Source organism: Sphingomonas sp. 67-41 (assembly GCF_001899725.1).
Lineage (GTDB): Bacteria > Pseudomonadota > Alphaproteobacteria > Sphingomonadales > Sphingomonadaceae > Sphingomonas > Sphingomonas leidyi.
The window spans coordinates 101,810-122,557 of sequence record NZ_MKWJ01000031.1 but is presented as its reverse complement, the minus strand read 5'-3'; the positions used below and the strand labels follow the sequence as shown (position 1 = coordinate 122,557).

General features: G+C 67.2%; 21 protein-coding genes. 11 read left to right on the top strand and 10 right to left on the bottom strand.

Annotation, left to right across the window (positions count from 1 at the left end):
• Positions 1-23 precede the first annotated feature (23 nt).
• Positions 24-836, top strand: a complete 813-nt coding sequence (locus BGP17_RS21250; protein ID WP_286713522.1) for an arylamine N-acetyltransferase family protein — start codon at positions 24-26, stop codon at positions 834-836.
• Positions 837-994: 158 nt separating this feature from the next.
• Here BGP17_RS21250 and BGP17_RS21245 read toward each other — a convergent pair whose 3' ends face one another.
• From BGP17_RS21245 to BGP17_RS21210, 8 genes are all read right to left on the bottom strand, one after another.
• Entirely contained in the window at positions 995-1,690 is a 696-nt protein-coding gene (locus BGP17_RS21245; RefSeq protein WP_286713521.1) for a DUF1013 domain-containing protein, read from the bottom strand.
• Between the two features lie 178 nt (positions 1,691-1,868).
• The gene (locus BGP17_RS21240; RefSeq protein ID WP_167297886.1) at positions 1,869-2,891 is read right to left on the bottom strand and encodes a glycosyltransferase family 4 protein; all 1,023 of its coding nucleotides are present in this window, start codon (positions 2,889-2,891) and stop codon (positions 1,869-1,871) included.
• A gap of 20 nt (positions 2,892-2,911) precedes the next feature.
• The gene (locus BGP17_RS21235) at positions 2,912-3,790 is read right to left on the bottom strand and encodes a UDP-2,3-diacylglucosamine diphosphatase (RefSeq protein WP_086128568.1); all 879 of its coding nucleotides are present in this window, start codon (positions 3,788-3,790) and stop codon (positions 2,912-2,914) included.
• Between the two features lie 143 nt (positions 3,791-3,933).
• Positions 3,934-4,554, bottom strand: coding sequence for a glutathione S-transferase family protein (locus BGP17_RS21230; protein ID WP_286713519.1), 621 nt, complete (start codon positions 4,552-4,554; stop codon positions 3,934-3,936).
• Between the two features lie 90 nt (positions 4,555-4,644).
• Entirely contained in the window at positions 4,645-5,235 is a 591-nt protein-coding gene (locus BGP17_RS21225; protein ID WP_286713517.1) for a hypothetical protein, read from the bottom strand.
• A 29-nt stretch (positions 5,236-5,264) separates the two neighbouring features.
• The gene (locus tag BGP17_RS21220) at positions 5,265-7,013 is read right to left on the bottom strand and encodes a flotillin family protein (protein ID WP_167297883.1); all 1,749 of its coding nucleotides are present in this window, start codon (positions 7,011-7,013) and stop codon (positions 5,265-5,267) included.
• Between the two features lie 4 nt (positions 7,014-7,017).
• Positions 7,018-7,641 (bottom strand): YqiJ family protein, encoded by a 624-nt coding sequence (locus tag BGP17_RS21215; RefSeq protein ID WP_286713516.1) that lies wholly within the window; start codon positions 7,639-7,641, stop codon positions 7,018-7,020.
• Between the two features lie 94 nt (positions 7,642-7,735).
• Positions 7,736-8,734, bottom strand: coding sequence for an NAD(P)H-quinone oxidoreductase (locus BGP17_RS21210; RefSeq protein WP_286713514.1), 999 nt, complete (start codon positions 8,732-8,734; stop codon positions 7,736-7,738).
• 78 nt (positions 8,735-8,812) lie between these two features.
• Between BGP17_RS21210 and BGP17_RS21205 the strand changes: the two genes are divergently transcribed.
• Positions 8,813-9,010, top strand: a complete 198-nt coding sequence (locus tag BGP17_RS21205; protein WP_167297881.1) for a DUF1192 domain-containing protein — start codon at positions 8,813-8,815, stop codon at positions 9,008-9,010.
• Between the two features lie 140 nt (positions 9,011-9,150).
• Positions 9,151-11,475, top strand: coding sequence for an ATP-dependent Clp protease ATP-binding subunit ClpA (clpA, locus tag BGP17_RS21200; protein ID WP_167297880.1), 2,325 nt, complete (start codon positions 9,151-9,153; stop codon positions 11,473-11,475).
• Positions 11,476-11,608: 133 nt separating this feature from the next.
• On the opposite strand, the gene BGP17_RS21195 is transcribed toward clpA, so the two are convergent.
• Complete coding sequence (locus tag BGP17_RS21195) at positions 11,609-11,914, bottom strand: UrcA family protein (protein WP_286713512.1); 306 nt, start codon at positions 11,912-11,914, stop codon at positions 11,609-11,611.
• Between the two features lie 277 nt (positions 11,915-12,191).
• On the opposite strand from BGP17_RS21195, the gene BGP17_RS21190 reads away from it, so the two are divergent.
• The 5 genes from BGP17_RS21190 (at position 12,192) to BGP17_RS21170 (ending at position 17,552) form a co-directional block, all read left to right on the top strand.
• Positions 12,192-13,391, top strand: a complete 1,200-nt coding sequence (locus BGP17_RS21190) for a hypothetical protein (RefSeq protein ID WP_286713510.1) — start codon at positions 12,192-12,194, stop codon at positions 13,389-13,391.
• A 130-nt stretch (positions 13,392-13,521) separates the two neighbouring features.
• Entirely contained in the window at positions 13,522-15,207 is a 1,686-nt protein-coding gene (locus BGP17_RS21185; RefSeq protein WP_167297878.1) for a GGDEF domain-containing protein, read from the top strand.
• 83 nt (positions 15,208-15,290) lie between these two features.
• Positions 15,291-15,455, top strand: coding sequence for a hypothetical protein (locus tag BGP17_RS21180; protein ID WP_167297877.1), 165 nt, complete (start codon positions 15,291-15,293; stop codon positions 15,453-15,455).
• 31 nt (positions 15,456-15,486) lie between these two features.
• A complete protein-coding gene (locus BGP17_RS21175) occupies positions 15,487-17,187 on the top strand; it encodes a long-chain-fatty-acid--CoA ligase (RefSeq protein ID WP_286713509.1) in 1,701 nt (566 codons plus the stop codon).
• Positions 17,184-17,552 carry a cupredoxin domain-containing protein gene (locus tag BGP17_RS21170; RefSeq protein WP_286713508.1) on the top strand — a complete coding sequence of 123 codons (369 nt, stop codon included), beginning with the start codon at positions 17,184-17,186 and terminating at the stop codon, positions 17,550-17,552. Before BGP17_RS21175 ends, BGP17_RS21170 begins: the two co-directional genes overlap by 4 nt.
• Positions 17,553-17,556: 4 nt before the next feature.
• Here the strand turns inward: BGP17_RS21170 and BGP17_RS21165 are convergent, their stop codons facing one another.
• The gene (locus BGP17_RS21165; RefSeq protein WP_286713507.1) at positions 17,557-18,942 is read right to left on the bottom strand and encodes an NAD-dependent succinate-semialdehyde dehydrogenase; all 1,386 of its coding nucleotides are present in this window, start codon (positions 18,940-18,942) and stop codon (positions 17,557-17,559) included.
• Positions 18,943-19,035: 93 nt separating this feature from the next.
• Here BGP17_RS21165 and BGP17_RS21160 point away from each other — a divergent pair, with 93 nt between their 5' ends.
• Genes BGP17_RS21160 through coaD form a run of 3 tightly spaced genes read left to right on the top strand, consistent with a single transcriptional unit; the run spans position 19,036 to position 20,736 of the window.
• Positions 19,036-19,281 (top strand): exodeoxyribonuclease VII small subunit, encoded by a 246-nt coding sequence (locus BGP17_RS21160; RefSeq protein ID WP_086128559.1) that lies wholly within the window; start codon positions 19,036-19,038, stop codon positions 19,279-19,281.
• A gap of 8 nt (positions 19,282-19,289) precedes the next feature.
• A complete protein-coding gene (locus BGP17_RS21155) occupies positions 19,290-20,189 on the top strand; it encodes a polyprenyl synthetase family protein (RefSeq protein ID WP_286713506.1) in 900 nt (299 codons plus the stop codon).
• A gap of 43 nt (positions 20,190-20,232) precedes the next feature.
• Positions 20,233-20,736 carry a pantetheine-phosphate adenylyltransferase gene (gene coaD, locus BGP17_RS21150; RefSeq protein ID WP_455431368.1) on the top strand — a complete coding sequence of 168 codons (504 nt, stop codon included), beginning with the start codon at positions 20,233-20,235 and terminating at the stop codon, positions 20,734-20,736.
• Positions 20,737-20,748 lie beyond the last annotated feature (12 nt).

Genomic DNA, 20,748 nt, shown 5'->3' with positions numbered 1-20,748 from the left:
GCCCAATCACAAGGGGGCGGCGCATGGATCTCCAGGCCTATTTCGCGCGGATCGGGCATGACGGGCCGCTGGCCCCCGACCGCGCGACGCTGACCGCCCTTATGCAGGCGCATCTCGCTGCCTTCCCCTTCGAGAATCTCGACGTGCAGCTGGGACGGCCGGTTTCGATCGAGCCGGAAGCGATCTTCGAGAAGCTGGTCGTCCGCCGGCGGGGCGGCTGGTGCTTCGAGCAGAACGGACTGTTCGGGCGCGTGCTCGAAGCCCTTGGCTTCGACGTGCGCCGCATCTCGGCGGGCGTGATGCGGCATGTCCATGGCGAAGGCGCGATGGGCAACCATCTGGCGCTCATGGTGGCGCTGGAGGGCCGGCCCTGGCTGGTCGATGTCGGCTTTGGCGGCATGCAGGCGGCGCCGCTGCCGCTGGCGCCGGGCAGCGAACACCACCCGCCCTATGACGTGGCGCTGCGCCGGGTCGAAGGCTGGTGGCGCTTCGAGGAGCGGTATGGCGAGGGCGACCCCTTCAGCTACGACTTTCACGACGCGCCCGCCGACGAGGCGCTGTTCGCGCGGCGTTGCAGCGAATTGCAGCGCCAGCCCGAATCGCCGTTCGTCCAGAATCTCGTCGTCCTGCAGCGCCGCGGCGACCGCCACACGACGCTGCGCGGGCGCGTGCTGACCCGGCGGGGCCCCGCGGGCGAGACGCACGAACTGCTTCCCGATGCCGAAGCACTGGTCGAGCGGCTCGAGCGATGCTTCGGATTGCGGCTGCCGGAAGCGGCGGACCTGTGGGGCACCGTCTGCGCCCGCCACGCCGCCCTGTTCCCGGACGAGGCCTGACGCCTGCCCCCTTGCGGCATGGCCCCTGCCGAGCACGCCCTGGGGAAACGAGACGCCCATACGCAAATCCCCCCGAATCGGGTTCGGGGGGAAGCCGCGCGCCCCTTGCCGGGCGGAACAACGAAAGCCGGCCCCGTTTCGGCGGGGCCGGCCGGTCGTCAGCTGTTGCTGCTGTTGCTGCGGAACAGCGTCTCGGCAGTGTGCTCGACCGGAGCGGCCGGAGCATCCTCGCCGGCAGCCTCGGCATCGCGGGTAGCGGCCTGGCGCTCGGCGCGGAGCTGCTCGATCAGCGCCTCGCGGTCGCCCTCGAGGCGGGTATCGACCTGGGCCTCGATGCCGGCGGCCTTCGCCGCCTTGGCGACGATCGCGTCAAGCTCGCGCTGCGAAGTCAGGCCCAGCGTCACCGGATCCTTCGGCACGATATTGGCGATGTTCCAGTGGCTGCGATCGCGGATCGCGGCGATCGTGGTGCGGGTGGTGCCGATCAGCTTGCCGATCGCGCCGTCCGAGATCTCCGGATGGTTGCGTAGGATCCAGGCGATGCCGTCCGGCTTGTCCTGGCGCTTCGAGACCGGCGTGTAGCGCGGCCCCTTGGTGCGGCGGACCTGCTCGGGGCCCTTGAGCATCTTGAGGACGTAGTTCGGGTCCTTCTGGCCCTTCTCGATCTCGTCCATCGTCAGCTCGTGCGCGCGGACGGGATCGCGGCCCGTGAGCTTGGTCGCGGCGGTGTCGTCGGCGATCGCCTGGACCTCGAGGATGTGCAGGCCGCAGAACTCGGCGATCTGGTCGAACGAGAGCGAGGTGTTGTCGACCAGCCAGGAAGCGGTCGCATGGGGCATCAGCGGCTGGGCCACTTACAGTCTCCAGAAATAGAAAGGGCCGCCCTTCACGGGCGGCCTGTAACGGGCCTGACTTAATGCGATGCAGCGCGAAGAGCAAGGAAAAGGGGCGGACGGCGAAGACATTGCGCCTGCGATTGTCGTCCTCCCGGCAACCCCGGATCGGGTCCGGTCGCCGGGACGGCGTTTTCGACTAGGCCGCGGCCCGTTCCCCATGCATCGGATGGAGCGCGTTCAGGAACTGGCGGGCGCTGGCTTCCCAGGTGAAGGTCCTGCCATAGGCGGCGCATGCCGCGCGGTCCCGGGTCAGCGCTTCGCCGATCGCCCGAGTGAGATCGGCGTCCATCGCGCCGGTCTCGGGCGTGAGCACGTCGATCGGCCCGGTGACGGGATAGCCGGCGACCGGCACGCCGCACGCCAGCGCCTCGATCATCACTAGCCCGAACGTGTCGGTCTTGCTCGGGAAGACGAACACGTCCGCCGCGGAATAGGCCGAGGCCAGTTCGGCGCCGAACATCGGGCCGAGGAACTTCGCCTCGGGGAAGCGGGCCTTGAGCGAGGCGCGCGCCGGCCCGTCGCCCACCACCACCTTGGTGCCCGGATGCGTGGTCTTGAGGAACGCCTCGAGATTCTTCTCGATCGCGACGCGGCCGACATAGAGCTGCACCGGCCCATCGAGATCCTTCATCGCCGGATGCGGATCGAGGCCGGGACGGAAATTGGCAAGGTCCACGCCGCGGCCCCAATGCTTCACATGGGAAAGGCCGTGATCGGTGAGCGACTGGCGGATCGAGGGGGTGGAGGCGAGGATTGCCTGGCTCGGCGCGTGGAACCATTTGATATAGCGCCAGATCCACTCGGCCGGCACGCCCGAGCGCGCCGAGACATAGTCCGGGAACTGGGTGTGATAGGCAGTGGTGAAGGGCATTTCGTGCCGGATGCACCAGCGCCGCGCGGCGACGCACAGCGGCCCTTCGGTGGCGAGATGGATCGCGGTGGGCCCGAACGCCTCGAGCATCGCCCCGACGCTGGCGACGCGGGCAAGCGCGAGGCGGATCTCGGGATAGGTCGGGCATGGCAGCGAGTAGAAGAGATCGGGCGAGATCACCTCGACCAGATGACCCTGTCTTTCGAGCACCCGGCGCACCGATTGCAGCGTGCGCACGACTCCGTTCACCTGGGGCTCCCAGGCGTCGGTCACGATAGCTATCCGCACAGGTCCGACCTCCGTTGCCGTCACGCAGCCGCCAGTCTGACCCCGGATGCTGCCTCGCTCTCGCGTTTCGCCATCTCTTCGGCCCAATGGAGAATTTCCATGGTACCGTCGTAATGCTCAACGAGCGCGGTGCAACCCTCCACCCAATCGCCGTCATTGTAATAGGCGATGCCTTCGATGTCGCGCATCTCGGCAGTGTGGATATGTCCGGCGATCACGCCGTCGACTCCCCGCGCACCGGCTTCGTGCGCGACGATCTCTTCGAATTTCGAAATGAACTCGACTGCGTTCTTCACCTTGGCCTTGGCGTATTTGCTCAGCGACCAATAGGGCATGTCGAGCCAGCGGCGAACCCGGTTCACCAGCCGGTTCAGGCCCATCATCATCTCATAGGCGGCATCGCCCAGATGGGCGAGCCAGCGATGCGACATGGTGATCGCGTCGAACTCGTCGCCGTGCAGCACGAGCAGGCGGCGGCCATCGGCGGTGGTGTGGATCGCCTGGCGGCGGATGTGCACCCCGCCGAAGTTCAGCCCCGAGAACTGACGGAACATCTCGTCGTGATTGCCCGGGATATAGACGATCTCGGTGCCGCGCTTCGCCCGCTTCAGGAACCGCCAGACGATGTCGTTGTGCGAATCGGGCCAGTAGAAGCGCTTCTTGAGCGCCCAGCCGTCGATGATGTCGCCCACCAGATACATCACGTCGCAATCGACATGGTCGAGAAAGTCGATCAGCATCTCGGCATTGCAGCCCCGCGTGCCGAGATGGATGTCGGAGATCCAGATCGCGCGATAGCGCTTGCGCTCGGTGATCGCCTTTTCGGGAATCGACGGAGTCGATGCATGGAAATCCGCAACGTGCTGCGCGTCGAACGGAAGCCTGGTGATCGTGGCCATTTAACCAGCCCTGCAAATGCCCTTGCCTGGCCCGGCTAAATGGCCGCGGAATATTACAATTGGAATCGTTTCGACTTCACGCGGATGTCACAGAAACCTGCATAATCGATCGCTTACGTTCTCCGAATCAGGCGCTCCCTATATCAGGCGGTGATCGGAATGTGCCGCGGCAGCGCCGCCATCCGATCCAGCCAGGCCCGCAGCGCGGGATAGGGCTCCAGGCTGAACCCGCCCGCCTCCGCGACATGGGTATAGGCGTAGAGCGCGATGTCGGCGAGCGTCGGCCGGTCGATCACGAACCAGTCGCGTTTCGCCAGATGCTCGTCCATCAGCGCCAGCGCCGCCTCGCCGGCCGCACGCTTGGCCGGAAGCATCGCGCGCTGCACCTCGCTGAGATTGTCCAGGCCGATCCAGACGGTCCAGAAGCGCAGCGTCGCGACGTTGGGCTCATGATTATATTGTTCCCAGAACAGCCAGCGCAGCATGTCGGCACGGGCGAACCGGTCGTGCGGGATCAGGTCGCTGCCATCGGCCAGGTAGAAACAGGCGGCGTTGCTCTCGGGCAGGAAATCGTCCGTGCCCAGCTGGAGCACCGGGATCCGGCCATTGGCGTTGACCTGGCCCAGAAACTCGGGCGTGCGCGTCTCGCCCTTCACGATATCATATTCGCGCCGCTCGAGCGGCAGCCCCAGATGCGCGGCGGTGAGCCGGATCTTGTAGCAATTGCCCGACGCGGCATATTCGTGGAGCACCAGCGCAGCCATGATTTCCTCCCTTGATCGGCCGTTCTTCGAACCAGCCATGGCGCGGCGTCCAATAGAAACAGCCATCCGAAACATAAGTGCCACTTATGATCAGATATAGCCGTTCTCCGCACGCCAGCGCACCGTGCGGCGATGCCAGAGCCACAGCGCCAGCGCGACCCCCGCGACGAACGGCCAGCCCCAGACATGCCTCCACCAGGGGATCATGCTCGTCGCGCGCAGATCGCGGCCATTGGCCTTGTCGAGCGCGGCATGGCCGATTTCGTTGAGCGGCGCGGCGACCACGCCCCAGTCCGAGCTGAAGAACAGCACATGGCCATATTCGACATGGTACCAGAAGGGCATGCCGAGAAAGGTCGCCTCCCGCACCGAATAGCCGAACCTGGGCCCGCGCATATGGGTATAGGCGGGCGCGGGCGCTTCCAGCCCGTAGCTGGCGCGCTTGATCGCGACATATTGCTCGGCCTTGCTCGGCACGCGCCGGATATGGACGCCATAGGCATCGATCGCCGAGATCGTCTCGCCCAGTTCGGGCGGCACCGTCACTTCGGCCAGATCGTCGACGACCGGGCGGCTGGCCGCCACCCAATAGCGATCCGACACCAGCAGCGCGCCGGCCAGCACCAGCAGCAGCACGCCACATACGAGCGCGAGCGCCGGATCCTTCCGCAGAAGATACATGTCGTCCCCCTCCCCCAAAGGCGACGCGCTCAGCTGCCCGAGCGCGCCTTTCGCGACGAAGCCCCGGACGGTGGCGCAGGCGCGTCGTCGTCATCGTCGGACGGCGCCGCGGCAATGCCCTTGGCGCCCATCTCCGCCGCCCCCGCGACGAGCCCGTCGAGCGTGCCGCCGTCAAAGCCCAGCTCGCGCATCAACCCGTCGATCACCGGCGCCTGGGCGCGATAGCGCAGCGCCGCCGCCACCGCCGAATTGGCGAGGTTGCGATCGCCCTCCCCACCGCTTTCGGCGGCGCCGGCCGCACCGCCGCGCCCGGTGATGCCGTCGACCTGGACGATCTTGATCGAATCGATCGCCTCGAGCGGCTTGGAAGCTTCGCGGATCACTTCGGGCAGCACCTTGAGCAGCGCCAGCTTGGTCTGGAGCGACATGGTCTCGGACGAAAGCAGGTTCGCCGCCTCGTTGATCGCGCGCTGGCCCGCGGCCTCCACTTCGAAGCGGACGCGGTCGGCCTCGGCCTTGAGCTTGGCGGCCTCCGCCTCGCCTTCGGCCTGGAGCCGCGCCGCCTCGGCACGGTCGGAGGCGGCCTGCTTCTCGGCATCGGCCTGAACCTTGATGCCGATCGCGGCGCGTTCCGCCTCGCGCGCCGCGTCGATCAGCTCGATGCGCTTCTGGCGTTCGGCGACCTCGGCCTCGCGCGCGGTGCCGACCCGTTCCTCGGCGACCACCGCCTCGGCACGCGCCTTGTCCGCCTCGGCACGGGCCTGGCTTTCCTCGCGGCTCTTATTCTGCACCGCGATCTGCTGCTCCTGCCGGGCGAGTTCGAGTGCCTGTTCCTGCTCGATCCTGGCCTGCTGCACCGCACGGTCCGCTTCGATCTGCTGGCTGTCGACCAGCTTCTTGGCCTCGATCTTGGCCTGATCGGCTTCCTGCTGCCGCAGCGCCTGCTCGCGCGCCACTTCCGCGGCCTGCACGGCACGGCGCATCTCGACCTCGCGCTCCTGCTCCAGCCGCGCGAACTCATTGTCCCGGCTGATCAGGAAGGACTGGCGGGCCGCCTCGAGATTCTTGGTCTCGATCTGCACGCGCGTATCCTGCTCGATGTCGTTGCGCGCCTTCTTGCGCAGCTCGATCTGCTCGGTGAGCTTGGTCAGGCCCTCGGCGTCGAAGGCGTTGTTGGCGTTGAAATGCTCGATCGAAGTCTGGTCGAGCCCGGTGAGCGAGACCGACTCCAGCTCGAGCCCGTTCATCGCCAGGTCGACCGACGAGACCTGCTGCACCTTCTGGACGAATTCGGCGCGCTGCTCGTGGAGCTGCGCCATCGTCATGCCTGCGGCGACCGAGCGCAGCGCATCGACGAACTTGCCCTCGACCAGTTCCTTGAGCGCATCGGGGTGCATGGTCCGCATGCCCAGCGTCTGCGCCGCGGTGGCGATCGCCTGGGCGTCGGGGCGGACGCGGACATAGAATTCGGCCTTCACGTCGATACGCAGGCGATCGAGCGTGATCAGCGCATCCATGTTCTTGCGCTCCACGGCGAGGCGCACCGTGTTCATGTTGACCGGCATCGTCTCGTGGAAGACCGGCAGCACCAGCGCCCCGCCGTTGATCACCACCTTCTCGCCGCCAAAGCCGGTGCGCACGAACCCGATCTCCTTCGAGGCGCGCTTGTAGAGCCGTGCCAGGGTCAGGCCGAGGATCAGCAGCGCGAACAGCGCGATGCCGGCGTAGATCAGATACGGGATCATCGACATGGTTCCTTCGGGCACGATCGCGTTCATGGGGTCACCTATCCAGGCGGGGGAGATAGAAGTCGCCGCGCGAGATCGCGCGGAAGCATTCGCCTTCGCGGCGGACGAGCAGCACCTGCTCGCCCTCCTGAAAGACCTGGCCGGCGCCATCCGGCTCGACCATGATGTAATGGACCTGGCCGTGATGATCCTGGCCGCGGGCGCGCGCGGGCGAGCCCTGGCTGGCGCGGCCGGTGACCACCTGCGCCGTGGTCCCGATCAGTACTTCGAGCGGGACCGCCGTGGTGTGGTCGCGCGGCAGGATCGGCGCCAGCAGCCGCGCGGCGAGCCCGGTGACGGGCAGCGCGGCGATGCCGACCAGCGGCACCGCGGCGAATGTCGGCAGCGGGCCGCCGGCCCAGTCGCGCAGCACCTGCTGCAGCGCCAGGCCGCCGATCCCGAACACCGCGAGGAAGAGGACGATCAGCATCAGCAGCGGAAGCCGCCCGACGCCGAGCCAGGAAAGGAAATCGAAATGGAGATCGCCATGGACGTCGGCATGCAGGTCCGCGTCCACGTCATGCCCGAAGCCGATCACCTGCACGAGGCCGATGAGCAGCATCAGCAATACCGCGACGACGAACGCGAAATTCCCTTCGGCAAGAAGGAACGCAAGCACCCTGGACACCCCCGATTCGACGACGAATGCTAGATGCCGAGCTGTCGTTCCACTAGCGAAATCGGAATCTTTTCAGTCCGCTGCCGGCCGGTGCTCAGTCGATCGCCAGCACGATCTTGCCGACATGCTCGCCCGATTCCATGCGGGCATGCGCCGCCGGCGCCTCGGCGAGCGGGAACACCTTGTCGATCACCGGCCTCAACCTGCCCTCGGCCACGAAGGGCCACACCGTGCGGTGCACCTCGTCGGCAAGAAGCGCCTTGAACTCGAGCGGGCGCGGCCGCAGCGTCGACCCGGTCAGCACCAGCCGCTTGCGCATGATCTCGAAGATCGGGATCGTCGCCTGCATGCCGCCCTGCACGGCGATCGAGACATGGCGCCCCTCCTCCGCCAGGCACTGGAGGTTGCGCGGCACATAATCGCCGCCGACCATGTCGAGCACGATGTCGACGCCCCTGCCCGCCGTGATCTCCATCACCCGGGCGACGAAGTCCTCGGCCCTGTAGTTGATCGCGTGATCGGCGCCGATCCGCCGTGCGGCCTCGCACTTTGCGTCGGATCCGGCGGTGACGATGATCGTCAGCCCGAACAGGTTGGCGAGATGGATCGCCATCGTGCCGATGCCGCTGGTGCCGCCATGGACGAGTATCCACTCCCCATCCGTCGCATAGGCACGCTCGAAGACGTTGCTCCACACGGTGAACAGCGTCTCCGGCATCGCCGCCGCCTCGACCATGGAGAGCGCGGGCGGCACGGGCAGGCACTGGCCCTGCGGCGCCACCGCATATTCGGCATAGGCACCCCCGGCGATCAGCGCGCAGACGCGCTGGCCCAGGAGCTCGCGCGGCACCTCCTCGCCCACCGCGGCGACGGTGCCGGAAATCTCCATGCCGAGGATCGAGGGCGCACCGGGCGGCGGCGGATACAGCCCCTTGCGCTGCATCACCTCGGGCCGATTCACCCCCGCGGCGGCGACCTTGACCAGCACCTCGCCACGCCCCGGCCGGGGCACCGGGCGCGACACCGGCACCAGCACCTCGGGCCCGCCCGGCGCCTCGGGGTCGATTGCCAGCATCGTTTCCGGAAGACCCATCGGCTCGTCGCTTTCGAACGCAGAAGAAACCCCGGGTCTTATTGACATCGGTCCGGCCCCGGTCAACGCTGGGCCATCATGGACGCCGACGAAAATCTTCCGCGTCGCAAGGACGACCTTGTCGCCCAGCTCGCGAAGCAGGACCTCGATCCCCTTTCGGTTGAGGAACTTAACGAACGCATCGCGCTCCTCGAGGCCGAGATCGCGCGAAGTCGGAACAAAATTTCATTTGCCCTTAACCACCGCGCAAGCGCGGACGCTCTATTTAGGAAATGAGCGTGACGGCACCGGAGATGGGGCCCAGGCCCATGCAAAACTCCGGTGCGGGGCCGCTGCGCTTGATGCGAGGCCCAACGATCCCGACATTGGGGTCAACGGGCTGTGTATCCTTTCCGGCCCACAGGAGTTGTACCTGAATGCCTAGTTTCGCCTCCGCTTTGGAATCGACACTGCACAAGGCACTGGAGGCCGCGTCCTCCCGTCGCCATGAATATGCCACCCTCGAACACCTGTTGCTCGCGCTCGTCGACGACGAGCATGCCAGCAAGGTGATGAGCGCGTGCGGCGTGGACCTGGGCGAGCTCAAGAACACCGTGGCGCACTATCTCGACACCGAGCTCGAAGCGCTCAAGGTCGACCAGGCGACCGATCCGTCGCCGACCAGCGGTTTCCAGCGCGTCGTCCAGCGCGCGATCCTCCACGTCCAGTCCTCGGGCCGCGACGAAGTGACCGGCGCGAACGTGCTCGTCGCCCTGTTCAGCGAGCGCGAGAGCTACGCCGTCTATTTCCTGCAGCAGCAGGACATGAGCCGCCTCGACGCGGTGAGCTACATCTCGCACGGCGTCGGCAAGGGCGGCACCGGCAGCACCGAGGCGCCCACGCCCAAGGGCGCCGCCGACGAGGACAAGGCCGCCAAGCAGGAGACCAAGTCCGGCAAGGGCGAGAGCGCGCTCAAGCAGTTCACCGTCGACCTCAACGAGAAGGCCAAGGCCGGCAAGGTCGATCCGTTGATCGGCCGCTCCGCCGAAGTGGACCGCACCGTGCAGATCCTCTGCCGCCGCTCGAAGAACAACCCGCTCTATGTGGGCGATCCCGGCGTGGGCAAGACGGCCATCGCCGAGGGCCTGGCGCGCAAGATCGTCGAAGGCGAAGTGCCCGAGGTGCTGAAGGAAGCGGTGATCTACTCGCTCGACATGGGCGCGCTGCTCGCCGGCACCCGCTATCGCGGCGACTTCGAGGAGCGGCTGAAGCAGGTCGTCACCGAGCTCGAGAAGCTGCCGCATGCCGTGCTCTTCATCGACGAGATCCACACCGTGATCGGCGCAGGCGCGACCTCGGGCGGCGCGATGGACGCATCGAACCTGCTCAAGCCGGCCCTGTCGGGCGGATCGATCCGCTGCATCGGCTCGACCACCTACAAGGAGTTCCGCAACCATTTCGAGAAGGACCGGGCACTGCTCCGGCGCTTCCAGAAGATCGACGTGAACGAGCCGACGGTGGAGGACACGATCAAGATCCTCGCCGGACTGCGCACCGCGTTCGAGGAGCATCACCACGTCAAATACACGCCGGACGCGATCAAGTCGGCGGTGGAGCTCAGCGCGCGCTACATCAACGACCGCAAGCTGCCCGACAAGGCGATCGACGTGATCGACGAAGTCGGCGCGATGCAGATGCTGGTGCCGCCGTCCAAGCGCAAGAAGACGATCACGCCCAAGGAGATCGAGGCCGTGATCGCCACCATGGCGCGCATCCCGCCGAAGAGCGTGTCGACCGACGACACCAAGACGCTGGCGAACCTGGAGACCGACCTCAAGCGAGTCGTGTTCGGCCAGGACAAGGCGATCGAGGTGCTCAGCTCGGCGATCAAGCTCAGCCGCGCGGGCCTGCGCGATCCGGACAAGCCGATCGGCAACTATCTGTTCTCGGGCCCGACCGGCGTCGGCAAGACCGAAGTGGCGAAGCAGCTCGCCGAGCTGCTCGGCATTCCGCTCCAGCGCTTCGACATGTCGGAATATATGGAGCGCCACAGCGTCTCGCGCCTGATCGGTGCCCCTCCGGGCTATGTCGGCTATGATCAGGGCGGCCTGCTGACCGACGCGGTCGACCAGCAGCCGCATTCGGTGCTGCTGCTCGACGAGATCGAGAAGGCGCATCCGGACCTGTTCAACATCCTCCTCCAGGTGATGGACAACGGCAAGCTGACCGATCACCACGGCAAGACCGTCGATTTCCGCAACGTGATCCTGATCATGACCACGAACGCGGGCGCTTCGGACATGACGCGGGAGAGCATCGGCTTCGGCGAGATCAGCCGCGACGACGTGCAGGAGGAGGCGGTGAAGAAGCTCTTCACGCCGGAGTTCCGCAACCGCCTCGATGCCATCGTGCCGTTCGATTACCTGCCGACCGCGGTGGTCAGCCGGGTGGTCGACAAGTTCATCCTCCAGCTCGAGCTGCAGCTGGCGGATCGCGGCGTCCACATCCAGCTGGACGACGCGGCCAAGGCCTGGCTCACCGAGCGCGGCTATGACAAGCTCTATGGCGCCCGCCCGATGAGCCGCCTGATCCAGGAGAAGATCAAGCAGCCGCTGGCCGAGGAGCTGTTGTTCGGCAAGCTCGTCCATGGCGGCGAGGTGAATGTGAAGCTGAAGGACGGCGTGCTGAACTTCCAGGTCACGCCGGCCGCCCCCAAGCCGAAAAAGGGCAGGAAGACCGAGGCCGCCAAGGCATCCAAGTAACGGCTTCGGCCATTTGAAGACGATGCGGGCCGGGAGGGGACTCCCGGCCCGTTCCGTTTGTTCGGCCCCGCGGCGGCCCCGTTCTTGTGTCGCAGGCCATATGGTCGGGCCTGGCGGCGCGGGGGCTGGAGGATCAGCGGTTGCGGCTTGCGACTTCGACGCCGCGATTGGCGAGCGCGATGGCGCGATCCACCTGCGGACGCGCCGCGGCGGTGGCCTGCCTGTGGCAGGCGCGGACGGCAGGATTGGACAGCATCGAGCCGGCGGCCCGATCGTCGCCACAGACATGGACGACCGCGCGGTTCACGCGACGGTGCAGCGCTTGGCGGCCTTCGGCCGTGGCGAGCGCGCTGGCCCGGTACGAAACCTTCACGCTGCTCTGGGCGAGCGCCGGCGCGACCGGAACCGCAAGCGCGGCGGCGATGAGAAAGATCTTCATGACATGCTCCTGCGCGAGATGGTGTTCTACCCGCTCCTCGCGGCCGGTCTTCCGCCGGCCCGGGCGCGCCCTAGTCGCACGATGCGTAAGCCGCATGAGCGGACGGTTACGTCGCGCGGTCTTTGATGTGACGATTGCGATGGGCCAGGCGCATGACCCCAATGATCAGGGCATGCGTGCCATATATGAATAACCCACCCATTGCGGTCTCGTGTCGATACCGCAAGGAAACCGGGCGTTTCGGGTCGCAGCCATGGTCTTGCCAGGGAGGATCCGAATGCGTTCGATGAAATGGAAGATTGCGGGCGCCGGCACCGCGCTGGCAGGCACGCTCGCCGCCGGCCTGGTCGTGGCGCAGACCGGCAACGATAGCGCGCCCGAAGCCCGCTATGTGATGGATGTCGGCACCAATGCCGGCATGATGGGCCAGGCCGACGGCCGCGAGATGACGTTGCGCCTCGGTTCGCGCCTCCCCGCCACGGGCGGCGCGCCCAGGGCCGATCATTTCCTGCCCGAGGGCATGCGCATGGGCGCATCGGTGCCGCTCGTCTCGCCCGAGCCTGGCAAGCCGGGAACCCGCGACGACGAAGACAGATATGCCTATGACAAGCTCGCGCGGCCCAAGGGGCGGCTGCTGATCTATTGGGGCTGCGGCGCGCATGTCGGGCCCGGCCAGCCCCTGGTCATCGACTTCGCCAGGCTCGGCAAGGGCCAGATGCCGCCCGAGCTGTTCAGCGCGCGCATCCCGGCCGAGGCGGTGCCCCGGGCAAGCACCAGCCGCATCTATGGCGACTGGCCCAACGGCAAGACGAACGCGAAGATAGGGAGCAATTCCTCGCTGATCGGCCAGCACCGGATCGCCGGCAACTACAGCCCCGAGATCGGCTTCGCCCTCACCCAGGACTTCATGGCCGCGCCGCGGGTGAAGCCCGGCCAGGCCCCCGACGGATCGGTGCCGCTCAACTGGGCGGCGGTTCCCGCCGCGACGGGCTATTATGCCTGGGCGATGGGCTCGGCCGGCGAAGGCAAGGACGACATGGTCTGGTGGGCATCCTCCGCCACGCGCCAGTTCGGCGGCGACCTGTGGGGCTGGCTCTCGCCGGGCACGGTGAATCGCCTGATCGGCCAGAAGGTGGTGATGCCGCCCAGCCAGACCAGCTGCGCCATTCCCGCCGAAGTGAAGAAGGCCGCGGGCGAGGTCATGATGGGCTTTCTCTACGCCTATGGGCCGGAGGCCGGTTTCGCCTTTCCCGCGCGGCCCAGGGATCCGAAGATCGCCTGGCGCCCGAAATGGACGGCCAAGGTCCGGTACCGGGCGATGGGCAATTTCATGGCCGGCATGCCCGACATGGGCGACGCGATGCGCGGCCAGATGTCGGACGGCGACGAAGAAAGGCCCGAGCAGAAGCCCAAACCCTGCAAGCCCAGGCTCGGCGGACTGCTGAAACGTGCCGCCGGTCTCGGCGACGGCTGCTGAGCCGATGCGGCCGGGGGAGTGACGCGCCGCGCCCCCGGCCCGCGGTAAGTGGCTGAGCCGGATCATAAAGACGATCCGGTACGCATGTATCTTTACGGGTTGTTTGTCATGTTGGGCGTAGACCCGCGCCATGCTGGCGTTGCGTTTCCTGCGGCTGTCCGTCCTTGTCGGCGCGTTGATCGCGTTGCTGGGCCTCGTCGTGCCCGCGCAAGCGCAAGGCAATATGGGCCAGGCGCTCGGCGTCTGCGTGCTGCGCGACACCGGCGAGATGAACCCGGCCGAACTGATCCGCCACCCCGAGCGCTTCGATTGCAGGACCCCGCAATACCGGCTCGGCCCCGGCAGTTTCTGGGTGATCTCGCGAGATATCGAACAGCGCTCGCGCATGTCCAATCCCCTCTCCGTGCGCTTCGCCAGCCTGTGGCAGCGGGGCATCGCGCTGCACATACTCTATGCCGACGGACGGATGGCGACGCAGCGCACCGACGCCCGCGGCATCACGCCCTGGATCCAGCTCGGCGCGGTCGCCGAGATGCCGCTCGCGCGGCGCGAGGCCAGGGTCGTGCGCCTGCTCTGGCACGTCGAGGGATCGGCCAACATGCGCGGCGTGATGCTGGGGCCGCGGCTGGTGACCGGCGCCGAGAGCCAGCAGGCCAACATCGCGCTCACCGCGCTCTATGCCGGTTTCGGCGGGCTGTGCCTGGCGCTGTTCGTCTATAACCTCGCGCTGTGGGGGGCACTGCGCCACCGTTTCCAGCTCTTCTATTGCGTGATGGCGCTGGGGCTGCTCGGCTATGTCTTCTCCTCCTCCGGCGCGCTGGCCTGGGCCTTTCCGGACATCGCCAACAACGATCGGTTGCGGCTCAACTATCTCCTGCTCGGCTTCACCGGCGCGAGCGCGCTGATCTTCGCGCGCAGCTTCTTCGAGGAGCAGGTGTTCGCCGGCTGGCTCGGCCGCTTCGTCTATGTGGTGGCGGGCGCGCTGCTCGGCGTGGGGCTGCTCGTCTTCTGCTTTGCGCCGCTGAACGTCCAGATCGTCGATGCCGCCTTCAGCTCCGTCTTCCTGATGCTGGGCGCCGTGGTGGCCCCCATGTTGTGGCGCGCCTGGCGGGTGCGTTCCAATTATCTGTGGCTGTTCGCGATCGGCTGGGGCGCCCCCATCCTCACCTCGCTGATGCGGACGCTCGCCAATTTCCACGTCCTCCAATGGAGCTTCTGGCTCGACAACTCGACCTTGCTGTCGATGGCGCTGGAGGCGCTGATGTCGAGCCTCGCCATCGCCTATCGCATCAAGCTGCTGCGCGACGAGCGCGACGATGCGATCGCCAGCGAGGTGATGGCACGCCGCCTGGCCGATACCGATCCGCTCACCGGGCTGCTGAACCGTCGCGCCTTCCTTGCCCAGGCGATCGGCCGGCCGGGCGAGCAGCAGCTGCTCATCGCCGACATCGATCATTTCAAGCGAGTCAACGAGACCCTGGGGCATGACGGCGGCGACGAGGTGCTGCGCCTGCTCGCCCGCACGCTGCGCCACAGCGCACCACTCGGCGCGCTGGTCGCGCGGCTGGGCGGCGAGGAATTCGCCATCCTGGCTCCGGTCGATGCCGGGGTCGAACCCGAGCAGCTGCTCGCCCGGCTGCGCACGACACGCATGCCCTTCGATCTCAAGGTCACGGCCAGCATCGGCGCCTGCACCGGCCCGCTGACCAGCGACATCGACTGGAAGACGCTCTATCGCGGTGCCGATATCGCGCTGTTCGAGGCCAAGTCCGCCGGGCGCGACCGCGCCCGCTCGGCGCATCGCGAAGCTGCCTGATCCCCTTGCCCGGCCGCGATGCGCGGCGTATGGCCTTTACCATGTCGGGACGAGCCAGAAGGATAGCCTTCGGGGCGCTAGCCATGCTTGCGCTTCTCGCCTTCGCATCGCCCGATCGCCGCGCAGACATCGCCATCCGGATGCAGCGCATCGACGATCTCTCTCCGCAGCGTCTCGAAGCCGTGCTCGACATCGGCATCTTCGCCGTCTCGGTGCTCATCACCTGGAGCAAACGGCTTACGACTTGACCCCCACAGAGGCTTGCTTACACCTGTGTCAATGACTGACCCCGAACAGATCTGGCGTACCAGCTATCGTCATCCGGGCGCTTGGGACACCCGCTTCCCGCCCCAGTCCATGGTCGATCTGTTCGAAGGCAGCGCCCGCGCGCATCCGGATGCGCCGCTGCTGGATTTCATGGGGCGGCGCTACAGCTATGGCGAGACGCTGGACGGCGCCAACCGGGTCGCGTGCGGCCTGCAGGCGCTGGGCTATGGCCCGGGCGACCGGATCGGGCTCTTCCTGCCCAACGTGCCGCATTATGTCGCGGCCTATTACGGCATCCTCAAGCTGGGCGCGACGGTGGTCAATTTCTCGCCGCTCTACACGGTCGAGGAGCTGAGCCACCAGGTCGAGGATTCGGGCACCCGGCTGCTCTTCACCATCTCGGCCTCGGCGCTGCTGCCCACTGCGCTGAAAGTGCTCGAGCAGAGCGCGCTGGAGCGGCTGGTGGTCGGATCGGTGGCGGGCGCGCTGCCCGCGGCGAAATCCTTCTTCTATCGCCTGTTCAAGCGCGCCGAAGTGACCGAGCGGCCGCAGGACGAGCGCATCCTCGCCTTTTCCGGGCTGATCGCGAACGACGGCGCCTGCACGTCGCCGAAGATCGATCCCGAGAAGGACCTGGCGCTGATCCAATATACCGGCGGCACCACCGGCACGCCCAAGGGCGCGATGCTGACGCACCAGAATCTGTCGGCCAATGCCCGCCAGGTCGCGCGGCTCGATCCCGAGATGGGCATGGCCAAGGACACGGTGCTCGCCGTCCTCCCCTTCTTCCACGTCTTCGCCAATACCTGCGTGCTCAATCGCACCGTGGTGACCGGCGGCGAGATCGTGATGCTGCCGCGCTTCAACGCCAAGCAGGCGCTGGCCGAACTGCGCCGCACCCAGCCGCGCGCGCTGCCCGGCGTGCCGACCATGTACCAGGCGCTGCTCGACGCACCGGGCATGAAGCCCGAGGACTTCAAGTCGCTGCGCTTCTGCATCTCGGGCGGCGCGCCCCTGCCCGCACAGCTCAAGGAGGAATGGGAACGCGTCACCGGCGCGCGCGTGATCGAGGGCTATGGCCTGTCCGAAAGCTCGGGCGTGGTCTCGACCAATCCCTATGACGGGCTCAACAAGCCCGGCACGATCGGCCAGCCGATCCAGGGCACGCGCGTCCGCCTGGTCGACAAGGAAGATCCGAGCCGCCCGCCGCCCGAGGGCGAGCCCGGCGAGATCGTCGTCTCCGGCCCGCAGATCATGAAGGGCTATTGGAACCGCCCCGATGCCGATGCCGACGTCTTCGTCGAAGTCGATGGCGGGGGGCATTGGCTCCGCACCGGCGATGTCGGCCTGATCGACGAGGACGGCTATATCCGCATCGTCGACCGGCTGAAGGACATGATCGCCGTCGGTGGCTTCAAGGTGTTCCCGAGCCAGATCGAGGCGGTGCTCTACCAGCATCCGGCCGTGAAGGAGGCGCTCGTGATCGGCCTGCCCGATGCCTATCACGGCGAGATGCCGCACGCCTATGTCACGCTGGACGAGGACGCCCCGCCGGTTGACGGCACGACGCTGGCCCAGTGGCTCAACGCGCGTATCGGCAAGCACGAGCGCGTCGCCGAAGTGGTGGTGCGCCAGAGCCTGCCCAAGACGATGATCGGCAAGCTGAGCCGCAAGGACCTGATCAACGAAGTGATGGCGGAGCGCCAGGGATGAAGGCGCCGCTGCTCGTGCTGGCCCTCGCCCTCACGGCGGCGGCTCCGGCATCCGAGCAGCGGATCGACGTCGCGCTCTCCAACTTCAAGTTCACGCCGTCGACGATCGCGCTGGTCCATGGCCAGCGCTATGTGCTGCACCTGACCAGCAGCGGCGGGCACAGCTTCGCCGCAAGGGATTTCTTCGCGGCCGCGGCGATGCCGGCGGCCGACCGGGCAAAGATCCGTGACGGCAAGGTGGAGCTCGACAGCGACACGGCCGTCGACCTCCACTTCACCGCTCCCGGGGCCGGCACCTATCCGATCAAGTGCACCCACCTGCTCCATGCGAGCTTCGGGATGACGGGGAAGTTCGTGGTGAACTAGAGGCTCAATCCCCGGCCTTCACGTCCTTGCCGAACATCACTGCCTTCAGGTTCATGAACTCGTGCATGCCCCAAGGGCCGAGCTCGCGGCCATGGCCGGAGAGCTTCACGCCGCCGAACGGCGCCTCCGGCGTGGAGGCGAGCAGCGAATTGATCGCGGTCATCCCCGACTGGATGTCGCGCGCGAAGCGCTCGATCTCGGCATCGTCATTGGTCCATGCCGACGAGCCCAGGCCATAGGGGACGTCGTTGGCCAGCGCGATCGCCGCATCGATGTCCTTGACCTTGTAGACCGCGGCGACCGGTCCGAAGATTTCCTCCTTGGCCACGTCCGATTCGGGATCCATGTCGGTCAGCACGCCCGGCGTCATCCAGGCCCCTTCCCGCGCGAGCTTCTCCGCGCCGAAGCGCAGCGTCGCGCCCTCGGCCTGGGCGCGCGCGACCTGCTCGAGCACGGCGTCGCGCTGCGCCGCGCTGGAGAGCGGCCCCATGCCCGTATCGCCTTCCATCGGATCGCCGATCTTCACGGCCTTCATCCCCGCCTCGAACCGGTCGAGGAACGCGTCATACACTTCGGCATGGACGATCATGCGCTTGGCGCAGATGCAGCTCTGCCCGGCATTCTGGACGCGCGCGGTCACCGCGGTCTTCGCCGCGAGGTCGATGTCGGCCGAAGGCATCACGATCAACGGGTCCGACCCGCCCAGTTCGAGCACCACTTTCTTGAGCGCACGGCCGGCGGCCTGCGCCACCTGCGCGCCCGCGCCTTCGCTGCCGGTGAGCGTCACCGCCACCACCCGCCTGTCGGCGATGATCGCCGAGACCTTGTCCGACTTGATGGGCAGGTTCTGGAACAGCCCGTCGGGCGCGCCGGCCGCGCTCATCATCTGCTGGATCAGCGCCGCGCAGCCCTGCACGTTCGACGCGTGCTTCAACAGGCCGACATTGCCCGCCATGATCGTCGGCGCGAGGAAGCGGACGACCTGCCAATAGGGGAAGTTCCACGGCATCACCGCCAGCACCGGCCCCATCGGCAGCCAGCGCGCCACCGCATGGCCGCCGCCCGCCGTCCGCACCGTCGCCGGCTCCAGATAGCCGGGGCCGTTCTTCGCATAGTGGCGGAAACCGGCGATGCATTTCTCCACTTCCGCCACCGCGCTGGCGAGCGTCTTGCCCATCTCCTTCGTGGCGGTCTCGGCAAGATGCCGCTTGTTCGCCTCCCAGGCGTCCGCGATCCTGCCCAGCAGCTCGGTCCGCTTCTCCAGCGGCGAATCGCGCCAGGCGCGGAAGGCCGCCTCGGCACGGGCGAGCGCCATCTCGATCCCGTCCGCGTCCAGCTCGTGATAGGTGCCCACCGTCTCGCCGGTGGCAGGATTGATGCTGGTGAACATGCGCGCTTCTCCTTGGGCCCGATCCCGTAACGCGCAGCTAGGAAGCGGGATGCGCGGTTGCAATCGCGCCCCGGCCCGGCGCATAGCGAAACCATGGCAGAAGAAGCGGACGTCACTGCGCTCTCGTTCGAGGAAGCGCTGAAGGAACTGGAGCGCATCGTCGCGCGGCTGGAGAGCGGCGAGGCACAGCTCCAGGAAGCGATCGATCTCTATGAGCGCGGCGACCGGCTGCGCCGGCAATGCGCCGCACGGCTCGATGCCGCCCAGGCGCGGATCGAGGCGATCCGCACCGACGCCGAAGGCCGGGCCGCGGGCACCGCACCCTTCGCCGCCGGCTGAACCACGCCATGGCGCACGCCTCCCTCGCGCTGCAGGCGGCGCTCAAGCAGGTCTCGGCGGAGATGGACCGCCAGTTCGACCTGTTGCTGGCGATCCCGTCCGATCCGCGCGAGGGGCTGTACCGCGCGATGCGCCATGCCGCGATCGGCGGCGGCAAGCGGCTGCGCCCGCTGCTCGTCTCCGCCACCGCGCAGCTCTTCGGCGTCGACCGCACCTGCATCGCCCGCACCGCGCTCGCGCTGGAATGCATCCATGTCTATTCGCTGATCCATGACGACCTGCCGGCGATGGACGATGACGACATGCGTCGCGGCAAGCCGACGGTGCACAGGGAATTCGACGAGGCGACCGCGATCCTGGCCGGCGACTGCCTCCACGCGCTCGCCTTCGAAGTGATCGCGGACGAGCGCACCCACCCCGACCCCTTCGTCCGCATCGAGCTTTCGGGCACGCTCGCCGTCGCCGCCGGCCCGGCCGGCATGGCGGGCGGGCAGATGATGGACCTGGAAGCCGAGAAGACCAGCTTCGACCTTGCCACCGTCACGCGGCTTCAGGCGATGAAGACCGGCGCGCTGATCAGCTGCGCGGTGGAAAGCGGCGCGATCCTGGGCCGAGCGCCGCAGGAGGGCCGCACGGGCCTGCGCGGCTATGCCCGCGACGTGGGCCTCGCCTTCCAGATCGCCGACGATATCCTCGACGCCGAGGGCGACGAGGCGCTGGTCGGCAAGAAGCTGGGCAAGGACGGCGCGGCGGGCAAGGAGACCTTCCTCTCGCTGCTCGGCATGGACCGTGCGCGGGAGCAGGCGCGGATGCTGGTCGAGCAGGCGATCGCGCATCTGAAACCCTATGGCCCCGAGGCCGATCTGCTGCGCGATATCGCGCGCTACACATTGGAACGCGACCGGTGACTTATTCTTGCCGTCATCGCGACGGAGGAAAGGACCTATGACTGTGCGAACCGGCGTCTATCCCGGCACCTTCGATCCGATCACGCTCGGCCATATGGACATCATCCGCCGCGGCGCGAAGCTGTGCGACCGGCTGGTGATCGGCGTGACCACCAACCCCTCCAAGAACCCGATGTTCACCGTCGAGGAACGCATGGAGATGGTGAAGCGCGAAGTGGCGGGCATCGCCGGCGAGATCCATGTCGTCAGCTTCGATTCGCTGCTGATGGACTTTGCCGAGCGCGAGGGCGCCAGCATGATCGTCCGCGGCCTGCGCGCCGTCGCCGATTTCGAATATGAATATCAGATGGCGGGGATGAACCAGCAGCTGAACAGCCGGATCGAGACGGTCTTCCTGATGGCCGATGTCTCGCTCCAGCCGATCGCCAGCCGGCTGGTCAAGGAAATCGCGCTCTATGGCGGCGATATCCGCAAGTTCGTTCCGTCCGCCGTCAATGCCGAGATGACCGCGCGCATCGCCGCTATCGGTCGCAAAGGGAGTGGTTGAGGCCGCGCGATT

Bases quoted from the DNA above. Each gene is read 5' to 3' on its own strand.
- BGP17_RS21250 (WP_286713522.1), top strand. From the start codon at position 24: ATGGATCTCCAGGCCTATTTCGCGCGGATCGGGCATGACGGGCCGCTG.
- BGP17_RS21235 (WP_086128568.1), bottom strand. From the start codon at position 3,790: ATGGCCACGATCACCAGGCTTCCGTTCGACGCGCAGCACGTTGCGGAT.
- BGP17_RS21230 (WP_286713519.1), bottom strand. From the start codon at position 4,554: ATGGCTGCGCTGGTGCTCCACGAATATGCCGCGTCGGGCAATTGCTAC.
- BGP17_RS21225 (WP_286713517.1), bottom strand. From the start codon at position 5,235: ATGTATCTTCTGCGGAAGGATCCGGCGCTCGCGCTCGTATGTGGCGTG.
- BGP17_RS21220 (WP_167297883.1), bottom strand. From the start codon at position 7,013: ATGAACGCGATCGTGCCCGAAGGAACCATGTCGATGATCCCGTATCTG.
- BGP17_RS21210 (WP_286713514.1), bottom strand. From the start codon at position 8,734: ATGGGTCTTCCGGAAACGATGCTGGCAATCGACCCCGAGGCGCCGGGC.
- BGP17_RS21205 (WP_167297881.1), top strand. From the start codon at position 8,813: ATGGACGCCGACGAAAATCTTCCGCGTCGCAAGGACGACCTTGTCGCC.
- clpA (WP_167297880.1), top strand. From the start codon at position 9,151: ATGCCTAGTTTCGCCTCCGCTTTGGAATCGACACTGCACAAGGCACTG.
- BGP17_RS21195 (WP_286713512.1), bottom strand. From the start codon at position 11,914: ATGAAGATCTTTCTCATCGCCGCCGCGCTTGCGGTTCCGGTCGCGCCG.
- BGP17_RS21190 (WP_286713510.1), top strand. From the start codon at position 12,192: ATGCGTTCGATGAAATGGAAGATTGCGGGCGCCGGCACCGCGCTGGCA.
- BGP17_RS21185 (WP_167297878.1), top strand. From the start codon at position 13,522: ATGCTGGCGTTGCGTTTCCTGCGGCTGTCCGTCCTTGTCGGCGCGTTG.
- BGP17_RS21180 (WP_167297877.1), top strand. From the start codon at position 15,291: ATGCTTGCGCTTCTCGCCTTCGCATCGCCCGATCGCCGCGCAGACATC.
- BGP17_RS21175 (WP_286713509.1), top strand. From the start codon at position 15,487: ATGACTGACCCCGAACAGATCTGGCGTACCAGCTATCGTCATCCGGGC.
- BGP17_RS21170 (WP_286713508.1), top strand. From the start codon at position 17,184: ATGAAGGCGCCGCTGCTCGTGCTGGCCCTCGCCCTCACGGCGGCGGCT.
- BGP17_RS21165 (WP_286713507.1), bottom strand. From the start codon at position 18,942: ATGTTCACCAGCATCAATCCTGCCACCGGCGAGACGGTGGGCACCTAT.
- BGP17_RS21160 (WP_086128559.1), top strand. From the start codon at position 19,036: ATGGCAGAAGAAGCGGACGTCACTGCGCTCTCGTTCGAGGAAGCGCTG.
- BGP17_RS21155 (WP_286713506.1), top strand. From the start codon at position 19,290: ATGGCGCACGCCTCCCTCGCGCTGCAGGCGGCGCTCAAGCAGGTCTCG.